Source organism: Pseudomonas libanensis, from assembly GCF_001439685.1.
Taxonomy (GTDB): domain Bacteria; phylum Pseudomonadota; class Gammaproteobacteria; order Pseudomonadales; family Pseudomonadaceae; genus Aquipseudomonas; species Aquipseudomonas libanensis.
In genome coordinates this window covers 172649-183690 of sequence record NZ_JYLH01000009.1, presented here as the reverse complement: position 1 = coordinate 183690, position 11042 = coordinate 172649, and the positions used below count along the sequence as shown (strand labels likewise).

The 11042-nt window shown below is 61.1% G+C and carries 10 protein-coding genes; 1 reads left to right on the top strand and 9 read right to left on the bottom strand.

What is annotated here, in order from left to right:
* Nucleotides 1–2 precede the first annotated feature (2 nt).
* Genes maiA through hmgA form a run of 3 tightly spaced genes read right to left on the bottom strand, consistent with a single transcriptional unit; the run spans nt 3 to nt 3224 of the window.
* On the bottom strand, nt 3–638 hold the full coding sequence (maiA, locus tag TU73_RS15950) for a maleylacetoacetate isomerase (RefSeq protein WP_057013023.1): 636 nt from the start codon (nt 636–638) through the stop codon (nt 3–5).
* 12 nt (nt 639–650) lie between these two features.
* On the bottom strand, nt 651–1937 hold the full coding sequence (gene fahA / locus TU73_RS15945; RefSeq protein ID WP_057013022.1) for a fumarylacetoacetase: 1287 nt from the start codon (nt 1935–1937) through the stop codon (nt 651–653).
* Between the two features lie 3 nt (nt 1938–1940).
* On the bottom strand, nt 1941–3224 hold the full coding sequence (hmgA, locus tag TU73_RS15940) for a homogentisate 1,2-dioxygenase (protein ID WP_057013021.1): 1284 nt from the start codon (nt 3222–3224) through the stop codon (nt 1941–1943).
* Between the two features lie 120 nt (nt 3225–3344).
* Between hmgA and TU73_RS15935 the strand changes: the two genes are divergently transcribed.
* Complete coding sequence (locus TU73_RS15935) at nt 3345–4124, top strand: IclR family transcriptional regulator (RefSeq protein WP_057013020.1); 780 nt, start codon at nt 3345–3347, stop codon at nt 4122–4124.
* A gap of 1 nt (nt 4125) precedes the next feature.
* Here TU73_RS15935 and dacB read toward each other — a convergent pair whose 3' ends face one another.
* The 6 genes from dacB to TU73_RS15905 all read right to left on the bottom strand — a co-directional run bounded on the left by dacB (nt 4126) and on the right by TU73_RS15905 (nt 11015).
* Nucleotides 4126–5583: a D-alanyl-D-alanine carboxypeptidase/D-alanyl-D-alanine endopeptidase gene (dacB, locus tag TU73_RS15930; RefSeq protein ID WP_057013019.1), complete on the bottom strand. Its 1458-nt coding sequence runs from the start codon at nt 5581–5583 to the stop codon at nt 4126–4128.
* Between the two features lie 99 nt (nt 5584–5682).
* The gene (locus TU73_RS15925) at nt 5683–8097 is read right to left on the bottom strand and encodes a TonB-dependent siderophore receptor (protein ID WP_057013081.1); all 2415 of its coding nucleotides are present in this window, start codon (nt 8095–8097) and stop codon (nt 5683–5685) included.
* Between the two features lie 118 nt (nt 8098–8215).
* A complete protein-coding gene (locus tag TU73_RS15920; RefSeq protein WP_057013018.1) occupies nt 8216–8503 on the bottom strand; it encodes a GIY-YIG nuclease family protein in 288 nt (95 codons plus the stop codon).
* 36 nt (nt 8504–8539) lie between these two features.
* Nucleotides 8540–9010 carry a nuclear transport factor 2 family protein gene (locus TU73_RS15915; RefSeq protein WP_057013017.1) on the bottom strand — a complete coding sequence of 157 codons (471 nt, stop codon included), beginning with the start codon at nt 9008–9010 and terminating at the stop codon, nt 8540–8542.
* 400 nt (nt 9011–9410) lie between these two features.
* Complete coding sequence (locus tag TU73_RS15910) at nt 9411–10046, bottom strand: response regulator (protein WP_057013016.1); 636 nt, start codon at nt 10044–10046, stop codon at nt 9411–9413.
* Between the two features lie 195 nt (nt 10047–10241).
* Nucleotides 10242–11015 (bottom strand): response regulator, encoded by a 774-nt coding sequence (locus TU73_RS15905; protein ID WP_057013015.1) that lies wholly within the window; start codon nt 11013–11015, stop codon nt 10242–10244.
* Nucleotides 11016–11042: the final 27 nt, after the last annotated feature.

The following is an 11042-nucleotide window of genomic DNA, read 5'->3' as shown; positions in this document are numbered from 1 at the left end:
CGTTATGGGGTGTCAGGTTGGTTGGCAGGATGAGCCTGCACAAACGCTGGATGCTGCGCCGCCAACGCCGCTACTCGGCCGATACGCGGGTACGCGCCCAGCGGTACCTTGAAGCGCTCGGCCGCGTACAGCTGGGGTATCAGAAACGCGTCCGCCATGCCCGGCTGCGCGCCGAAGCAAAACCCATCATCGCCAATCAACTGTTCCACGGCACCCAGACCCTGGCTGACCCAATGGCCGATCCACTCGAGCAGTTGAGCTTCGTCATGCCCCCACTTACGCAACAGGTTTTGAGTGCTGGAGTTATGCAACGGATGGATATCGCAGGCGATGATCGACGCTACTGCGCGCTGGTGAGCACGGGACGCGGGATCTTTTGGAAGCAGCGGCACCTGTGGATAACATTCCTCCAAGTACTCAACGATCGCCTGTGACTGAATCAGCAGCGCGCCTTCTTCAGTGCGCAACGCCGGCACGCGCCCTTGCGGGTTGATCGCCAGGTACTCAGGCTGGTGATTGGCGCCGCCTGCCGGCACCAGCAGGTTGACCGGCAACGCGGTGAAGTCCAGGCCCTTGAGCGCCAGGGCAATTCGTACCCGATACGACGCGGTAGAACGGTAATAGGTATAGAGTTCCATTGCCCTGCCCTCTCAGCGCGCTGCGACCACGGTGCCGCGGCATTCACCAAAGCCGATGCTGGCAAACCCTTCGCGGATGCAACGGCCACGCAAGATGATTTCGTCGCCGTCCTCGAGGAATTTACGCACCTCGCCGGAAGCCAATTCAATCGGCTTTTTACCACCTTCGGTGATCTCCAACAGGCTGCCAAACTGCCCCGGTTGCGGACCGGACAAGGTGCCCGAGCCGAACAGGTCACCGGCCTGCAACTGGCACCCGTTGACGCTGTGGTGCGCAACCATTTGCGCCACGGTCCAGTACATGTGTTGGGTGTTGCTCAAGGTCAGGCGATGGGGGGGCAGGTTCTGCTCACGCATCAAGGCCGTGGTCAGCAGCACCTCCAGTTCGATATCAAAGGCACCCGCGTTTTGATCGCGCTTATCCAAGAGATACGACAACGGTTGTGGATCACCCTCGGGCCGCGCCGGTTGTGCTTTACGGAATGGCTCCAGCGCTTCGGCCGTCACCACCCATGGCGAGATGCTGGTGATAAAGCTTTTGGACAGAAACGGCCCCAGCGGCTGGTATTCCCAGGCCTGGATATCCCGCGCCGACCAGTCGTTGAGCAAGCAGAAACCAGCGATATGCTCGGCGGCATCGCCAATGGCAATCGCGTCGCCCATGGCATTGCCCTGGCCGATCCAGATGCCCAGTTCCAATTCGTAGTCCAGGCGTGCACAGGGACCGAAGGTCGGCTCGGTCTGGCCGGCCGGCAGGGTCTGCCCCTTGGGACGCCGCACATCCGTGCCCGACGGGCGAATGGTCGAGGCACGGCCGTGGTAGCCAATCGGCACGTACTTGTAATTCGGCAACAATGGATTATCCGGGCGGAACAATTTGCCAACGTTCTGTGCGTGTTCGATGCCGACGTAAAAGTCGGTGTAGTCATTGATCCGGGCCGGCAAGTGCATCTGGCAATCGGCGGCACGGTGCAGCACCTGCGCCTCGCGGGTTTGCAGCCTGCTGCCTTCGGCCAGCAGTTCCAGCAGGCGCTCGCGCAGGGCTACCCGAGGGCCACGGCCGAGTTCAAAAAACGCGTTCAGTTGGCCACCCGCCGTGGCCTCGACGGCGCGTCGCGCTTCACCGTCAAACTCGTCCAGCGCGGCATGCAGGTCGAGGATTGCATCGCCAATCGCCACACCGCTGCGCGGTGCCGAGCCATTGATGCTGAATATGCCCAGGGGCAGGTTTTGCAGGGGGAAATCCGCGTGGCCGTTGGCGGAGGCCACCCAGCTACGGGCAAGCGATGGTTGGGTCATGGGTTATCTCCGATTCGGGTTGAAGGTGGCGGGCAGCGCGGCCCAGCACGCGTCGTAAGCAGGTTGCAGTTGCGGGCACTCCAGAGCGAACTGGGTCGGGCGCAACACTTGGCTGGTCTCGAACATGAAGGCCATGGTGTTATCGATCTTGTGCGGTGCCAGGTCTGCATTGATGGCCTTGGTGCAGGTCTCGCCGTCCGGGCCGTGGGCGCTCATGCAGCTGTGCAGCGACGCGCCGCCGGGCAGGAAGCCTTCGGCCTTGGCATCGTAGGCGCCCTGGATCAAGCCCATGTATTCGTTCATCAGGTTGCGGTGGAACCACGGCGGACGGAAGGTGTTCTCGGCCACCATCCAGCGCGGCGGGAAGATCACGAAGTCGAGGTTGGCCAGGCCGTGCATGCTGGTGGGCGAGGTCAATACGGTGAAGATCGACGGGTCCGGGTGATCGAAACTCACCGTGCCGATCGTGTTGAAACGCCGCAGGTCGTATTTGTACGGCACGCTATTACCGTGCCAGGCGACCACGTTGAGTGGCGAATGATCGAGCTCGCAGGCCCACAGTTCACCGAGGAATTTCTGTACAAGCGTTGTAGGTTGCTTGAGGTCTTCATAGTGGGCAACGGGTGTAAGGAAGTCGCGAGGGTTGGCCAGGCCGTTGCTGCCGATAGGTCCTAGATCCGGCAGGCGCAGCGGGGCGCCGTGGTTTTCCGCGACGTAGCCGCGTGCTTGCGCGTCCAGCAGCTCGATACGGAATTTCAAGCCACGGGGCAGTACGACGATTTCCAGCGGCTCGATATCCAGCACGCCGAGTTCGGTGGCGATACGCAAGCGGCCTTGCTCGGGGACGATCAACAGTTCGCCGTCGGCATTAAAGAACACGCGCTCCATCGAGCGATTGGCGCGGTAATGGTAGATGCTGATGCCCGAAGGTTTTTCCGACCCCGAGTTGGCTACCATGCCGACCAGGCCGTCGATGAAGTCCGTCGGTTCACTCGGAATATCCAACGGGTTCCAACGCAGGCGATTGGGCGTCACCGCGCCCAGCGGGCCACCAGTCAATTGGCGTTCCAGCTTGATAAACGCCGGGTGGTTGGCCGACGGCTGGATGCGGTACAGCCAGGTACGCCGCGCTTCGCTGCGGGCCATGGTGAAGGCGGTGCCGGAAAACAGTTCGGTGTAGAGCCCGTAAGGGGCTTTTTGCGGCGAGTTCTGGCCAACCGGCAGCGCGCCAGGCAAGGCCTCGCTGGCGAATTCGTTGCCAAAGCCTGAAAGGTATTCGAGGTCCATGGATCTTCCTCTGTACACAAGTTATTTTTATCGTAATTCAGTTACGCATAACGTAATTTGATCGCTATCGAGCGTCAAGCTATAAAGACGCCCACTTATCTCTCGGATTCTTGCTTGCCCATGGAAAAGCCCCGCGACACCGGTAAACAGAAAGTCCGCTCGGCCGAGGTGGGCACCGACATCCTCAAGGCCCTGGCACAACTGTCGCCGTCCACTTCGTTGTCGCGCCTGGCCGACCATGTGCAGATGCCGGCGAGCAAGGTCCACCGCTACTTGCAGGCGCTGATCGCGTCGGGCTTTGCCGAACAGAACACCGCCACCAACCACTACGGCCTGGGACGCGAAGCGTTGCGCGTGGGCCTGGCGGCGCTGGGCAGCATGGATGTGTTGAAGGTCGGTGCGATGCCGCTGGCGGAGCTGCGCGATGAATTGAATGAAACCTGCTTCCTGGCGGTGTGGGGCAACCAGGGGGCGACCGTGGTGCAGATCGAGCCGGCGGTGCGCGCTGTCACGGTGGTAACGCAGTTGGGGTCGGTATTGCCGCTCTTGAGTTCGTCCACCGGGCTGGTGTTCAGCGCCTACCTGCCGTCGCGGGAGACTGTGGAATTGCGTGAACGTGAGATCCAGGCCGGCACCGCCCACGCCTTGGCGGACGATGCGGCCTACGCCACCCTCTGCGAACAGATCCGCCGCCGTGGGCTGCACTTTGTGCATGGCTTGTTGATGCCCGGTGTGGATGCGTTATCAGCCCCAGTGTTCAACGCGACCGGGCACGTGGCGGCGGTGATGACCGTGGTCGGCCCCACCTCGCTGTTCCACGCCGATGAAGACGGCCAGGCGGCGCAGCATCTGCTGGCGGCGACCCGGGCCGTGAGTTGGCGCATGGGCTATCAGCCCTGAATCAATCCTCGCTGCGTGACAAGGCCACAGCCACGCGATCTTCCAGCGCCTTGACCTGCGCGCCGGCCACCACATAGTTGTTGGTCAGCATCGAGAACACCAGCTTGCGCCCATGGCCGTCAGTGACGTAGCCGCTCAATGACGACACGCCGCCCATGGAGCCGGTCTTGGCATGCAGGTTGTTTTGCGCTGGGGTGGCGCGCAGGCGATAACCCAGGCTGCCACCGGTCATGCGGTCAGCGTTGCCGGCAATCGGCAGCGCGTTGTACCAGGCGTTGAACCATGGCTGTTTACCCGCGGCCAGCAGCAGGTCGGTGAGGGTTTGCGCCGACACCAGGTTGCGCCGCGACAGGCCGGAACCATCGACTTGATTGAGGCTGCTCGTGTCCACCCCCTGGCGCTTCAAGAACCCGGCCACCGCCATCACGCCCGCCGCCGCCGTGCCGCTGTTGGCGGCCTGGCGTCCCATGGCCTTGAGCAAGGCTTCGGACATGTTGTTGTTCGAGAGTTTGAGCAGTGGCGTGATCAACTCCTGCAACGGTGCCGATTGGTGCTCGGCCAGCACCGTCGTTACTGTCGGACTCGCCCCGCCCATCACCCGTCGCCCTAGTACCGTGATCCCCTGCTGGGCCAGCGCCTGCTCAAACAGATTGGCCACCAATTGCGTCGGTTCCCAAACACTGATCAGTTGCTGGCTCTGTCGCCCCGGTGCCACCGCACCACTGAGCTGCAGCAGGTTGGTGCCATGGCGACGATTGATTCCATAACTGTTGCCCGGTCCACTCACGGCACGGTTGCTCAGTTGCAGGTAATCAGTGGGCGGGAAGATATCGACACTTACCGGCGAGCCAGCCCGCAACGGAGCCTTGGCCGTGACCAGTACACTGCCCGCATCGAAATCCGTATTGGGTGACACGGTCAGCGCTGAAATCTGCGCGCCGTAGTAGGTGGTTTCATCGTCGTGGGACCAGTCGACGCCCAGCCGCTCGGCATCGAACCAGGTGTCGTCGAACACCAGGTCGCCCTGCACCTGGCGCACACCCTGGCTGGCCAACTGCGCGGCGAGGGCCTGGTAGTCGGCAAACTGGATGCTCGGGTCGCCGAGGCCACGCAGGTACAGGTTGCCGGTCAGACGGTCGCCCTGGCGTATGCCATCACTGAGTAACTGGGTAGAGAAACGGTACTGCGGCCCCAACACATCCATCGCCGCCGCGGTGGTCAGCAGCTTGAGGTTGGAAGCGGGCACCAGCCGGGTACGTGGGTTGTGCTGGTAGAGCGTGGTGCCAGTGCGGGCATCGCGCACCATCAGCGACACCGTGGCGCCGTGCAGCGCCGGGTCGCTTAACAGTTTGTCCAGGGTGGCAGGCGTGGACGTCTGCGAAACGCTGGCGCAGCCGCCCAGCAAAAAGCTCAAGCCGACCAGCAGGGTACTGGTGTGAAACCATTTTGCAAAATGCATCAGTCGCGTTTTCCGTAAGCATTCAATGGCGGCAACGCTAACAGCTCAGGTGTCAATGTGGGAGGGGGCAAGCCCCCTCGCACATAAAGCGAATCGCATTCAGAAGGTCAGCGTGCTGGACACCGACACCTGCCGCGCATCGCCTACGGACACAAACTGCGTGTTCACCGAGGAGGTGTAGTAAGTACGGTCAAACAAGTTCTTCACATTGAGCTGGAACTTGACCTTCTGCCCCTCAAGCCGGGTGTCATAGCTGGCGAACACATCGGCCACGGTGTAGCTCGGCAGTTCGAAGCTATTGGCTGCGTCCCCGGCGCGCTCGCCCACATAACGAGCGCCCGCGCCGACGCGCAGTTGATCACCGCCCAGGATGCTGCCGAAGTCATACACCGCCGACAGCGAGCCGGTGTTTTTCGCCACGTTCTGCAGGCGGTTGCCTTTGAGCGTCGGGTCTTCGGTGACCTCGGCATCGGTGTAGGCGTAGCTGCCGATCAGGCTCCACTTGTCGGTCAACTGGCCGCTGGCATCCACTTCCAGTCCGCGGGATCGCACCTTGCCCGCCACGCTGTAGACCGAGGTCAAACCATCGCCAACCTGCACCAGCACATTACGTTTATCGATGGTGAACAGCGCCGCGCTCGCGGTGATGCGGCCCGGCAGGTCGAACTTGGTGCCCAGTTCCCACGCCTTGGATTCTTCAGGGTCCAGACTGCCATCCAGCACGGTTTTATTGGCCAACGGTGCGATGGTGGAGTTGGGTTTGAACGACTCGGTATAACTGCCATAGAACGACAGCTCATCGGTGTAGCGATACACCAGCCCGGCACGCGGCACCCATTTCTGGCCGTTGCCATCGGTATTGGCGGTGAACGGCACGCCTTTGCCGGCGTATTGGTCGTACATCTGGTAGCGCGCACCGCCGACCAGAATCCACTGGTCATTGAGGTGGATAGCATCCTGGAAGAACAGCGAGTCGCTGCGCAGCAGATCGGTCTGGTTGCTGTCCGGGGCGCTGACTCTGGACCCCGCCACTTCATTGCCGTACACCGGGTTGTTGTAGTCGAAAGTGCCACGGGGCGCCTGGCGAATCAGGTCGGCGCGATAGATCTTGCGGTACTCGTCGTCCAGGCCGAACACCAGGTCATGTTGCATGCCGGCCACGTTCACCTTGCCTTCAAGGCTCGCCGTGGCGAAGCGGTCGGTAGTCAACGCGCCCTGGGTGCCATCCATGCTACGGGTAAGGGTGCCGTTGGTGTTGACCTTGACCACGCGCACCTGGCTGGCATCGTAGGTCTCGCGGTTCCAGCTGTAGCCAAAGTGGGCTTTCCAGTCGTCGTTCAGGTCGTGGTCGACGGTCAGGCGGTACAAATCCGAGCGGCCTTGCATGTGGTTGAATGGCTCATCCAGGCGACGGGTGGCCGGGATATTCAACGGGTGGTTGGTCTTGGGGTCGATGGCGGTGCCACGGTCGAACGGCGCGAGAAATTCGCGGTGTTCATAGGCCGCTACCACTTGGGTGGTGTCGCCGTACCAGGCCAGGGACGGCGCCACCAGCGTCTCACGGTGGGTGCCGTAGTTGCGCCAATAGTCTTCATCTTCATGATCGACGATCAACCGATAGGCCAGGCCGCTGTCGCCGAGCGGGCCGGTGGTGTCCAGGTTGCCACCGCTGCCGTTCTTGCCACTGCCGAAGCTCGAGCCACGGGCGGTCAGGGAGGTGGACTGCACCAGCTCGGGCTTCTTGCTGACGATATTGACCACGCCGCCCGGGTCTTGGATGCCATACAACAAAGACGACGGGCCCTTGAGCACTTCGACCCGCTCGGCGGTCGCGTTCATGGCCCGGCCCTGCACCACCGGCATGCCGTCCTTCATGATCGAGCCGTTACGGTTGTCCCCAAAACCGCGCAACATCACCGCGTCCTGGGTGCTGCCGAGGGTGTTGGACTGGGTGATGCCGCTGATATTGCCCAGGGCGTCATCCAGGTTGCGCGGCTGTTGGTCGCGCAGCACCTGGGCCGGCACCACGTTGACGGTTTGCGGGGTTTCCAGCAAAAGGCCACGGGAGCGCGTCACCGAGCTGGTGGGCGGCGGCTGGTAGCTGGTGCTGTCCTGGGTCGGGTTGGCTGCGCTGATGGTGGTGGCGCCGAGGCTCACCGCTGCGTCGGTAGGCACCGGCTCCAGGGCCAGGGTGTGGGGGTCGATCTGGCGAAAGGTAAACCCTGAATGGCTCAGCAGGCGTTGCAGGGCCTGGGTCGCGCTCATCTGCCCGCTGACCGCCGGGGCATTGAGGCCATAGGGCGCGTCATCGGTGTAGATCACGCTGAGGCCGGTGACCCGGCTGAAATCGCTCAGGGCCTGGGGCAACGGTTTGGCGGCCAGGGCAAACTTGAACTGGGCGCTTTGCTGCTCCTGCGCCTGGGCGATGCCAAGCGGCAGCAATGCCAACCCCGACACCGCTAATACCGAGGCTCCCAGCCACTGTTTTACCCAACCGCTTGCCGTTGCCTTCATGCTGTGAGAACCCGTGTAGAAAACGCTGTTAATGCGAATAAATCGCAGTTTCATGCACTACACGGATGGGCTGTGGGTTTACCTCATCCGAATCAGAAAATATTTTCTCGGATGCCCCCTAGTCGCCCCTGTCAATCAATGAGCCGCTCGCCGCCAGGCATTCCTTGGCGCTCTTCTTCAACTTCTTGATCAGCCGCTCCTGGCGCAACGCCTCCCCTTTGCTTGCACACTGCTCGGTATAAACCAGCGCAACAGCGGGGCTGGACAAGAAAAACCGCGCGCCCTTGCCGCTTTGATGGGAGGCAAAGCGGCGCACCGGATCATTGCTGATGCCGCAATACAGCGAGCCATTGGCGGCGCGCACCAGGTAGACAAACCAGGGTTTGGGGTCAGAAGGATCAGTCACAAGTCGTTTCGGCAAACCGCAGGGAGGCCAATCTTATCAACGACCGGCCTGGAATGCCTTCAAGCCTTTGCGTGCCTGGGCACGCACGGCGTTTTTCAGCGCTGGCGACCAGCCGAGCAACAGGCCCTTGAGGCCCAACGCCTGGCGCGACCAACGCCACAGGTCGAAGTGGTCATGGTGTTCGCAGATCTTGCCGTCGCGAAACACAAACCTGGCGCCGATATCGTTGACCACGGTATTGCCGGTGGCGCTGAACAGGTACGTCGCCACCCAGTGCGCGCTGCCGGTGGTTGCATCACTGCGCACCTGGTCGAACGTCAGGGAAAAGTCCTTGGCGCGGGTGGTGAGCATGCGCCACATATCGCCGGCGTCCCGGCCGCGCAGTTCGCCGAAGGCCGGATCGCTGAACACCACGTCGTCGGTGTAGCAGGCCGCCATGGCTTCGGCATCCAGGCGCTGGAAAGCGCTGTAGAACTCGGTGATCAAGGCGTTGTGGGGGTCACGCATGGGCAAATTTCGCACGGTAGTCGGGGGTGCTGAACGATAGCCCCCGTTACGCGGGAAATCCATGGCTATTCATCCCAGGAATAAGCGACACCGGGCGAGGTTATAGGCAGACGACGTTCGCCAATCGGCAAATTACGCTTCAACAGCGTTCAGATGCACAGAGGGTGACCCATTCGTTAGTTGACACTCGCAGTGCATCGACTACAGGTTACTACTGTATTTATCACAGGTAGTTTAACCAGCAGTCAACATTGTAGTGAACGGGAATGATCAAGCCCTCGACCTGCACACACCGAAAGCAATCGCTCAGGCTAACTTCACAACGCCGCATCGACTATACAAGTAATACGAAAGCAGACTTTTCAAACATCGAAATACAAACCCCTGGCAGCCTATAACTTCAGGGCACCATGCCGCTTTCCCTCGCATACGCGAACAGGTCCACGTCGGTGGAAATACACAGGCGGTTCATCGCCGTACTTTTCTGTTTACTGATGGTGGAAATACTGCGGTTGACCCGGGCGGCAATCTGGCTGACGGTCATGCCGCTTGCGAGCATACGCACCACCTCCCGCTCTTTGCCGGACAATTGCGGCACCTGGGTCAGTTGCGTCGGGCCGATCAGGTCAAGCTGGGCACGCAAGGACTCACTGACGAACTGGCGGCCGGCGCTGACCGTTGTGAGGGCCTGGGGCAGCTCCCGCGCCGAGGCGCTCTTGGCCACCACCGCACGTGCGCCGTGAGCAAATGCCTCTCGCAGGGTGGTGACACTGGCAAACATAGTGACGAGAATCACCGGTATCTGCGGGTATTGACGCTGCAATAAACCCAACAAGCCATACCCGTCCGCTTGTTGGTCACCGGGCATGGCAAAGTCGGTAACAATCACATCACAGGGAATGTGGTTGAGCAGGTCCACCAACTCATCCGGACCATTGGCTTCCCCCACTACCTTGCATCGTCCGCTCGCCTCGACCACTACTTTTTGTCCAACGCGGACAATAGGGTGGTCGTCAGCAATAATTATGCGAAGCATTGGTTACTTCCATGATGGCAATTTGAGTCAAATCAAAATACCTCGGGTAGTTGCTTGTAACAACCGCCCACAAACTTGCACTTGGCTTGCATCGCCCGTATTTACCGGCATACAGCAACCACCTACAAAACAAAAGGAAAAGACCTACAGAAATTCACTACCTGGATAGCGAGTTCTCAACACTCAAACGTTCCTTTAAAGGTTGGCGAGGTGTATCAGGTAACTTTCGATCCGTCGTCGAAAACGCTGCATCGCCTTCCTGTTTTCTGCCATACCGGCCACATGAATGTTCTCGATCAGCGCCATGCCCTGGCGCTCCAGGTCGCCAGCCCCCAGAAATACCAGGCTGCCCACCAGACGATGCAAGCGCTGAGTCGCCAGCAGAATATCCTGGCTGATTTGCGCCCGCTCCAGCAACCGCAAGTCTTCCTGCGCCTCGCTCAACAGGGTCTGCAGCAGCGGGGCCAACGCTTCCCAGGAACCGAAGATGGTGATCAGGTCCGCCCGAGTAGGCACCCGAGCGCGATGCAAGACACTCGTCGCCGGCGACCAGGGTTGAAGTGGACGCGCCCAGGTACCGGGTAACCAGTACGACAGCAGGTCGCGCAGTTGCTCAAGGCCGACGGGCTTAAGCAACCAGCCATCCATGCCCGCTTCCAGGCATCGCGTAATCTGCTCCGGCCCCATGCCTGTGGTCAGAGCAATCACAGGGATATCGACCTTTCGACGGCGCAACTCACGCGCCAAGGCGTATCCGTCCATCACCGGCATCCGACAGTCGCTGATCACCAGGTCAAAGCGCCGCGCCGCCAATGCTTCAAGGGCTGATTGCCCGTCACCCACCGCCTCACAGGCCACGCCCAGCTTGTGCAATAACGCGCTCATCAACAATCGATAAGCATTGTGGTCATCAACCACCAGCACCCTTGCTTGTTGCCAACTTGCGCAAACAGCCACGCCGCGTGGCATGGGCCCACGGTCTGAGGGGAAATCCGG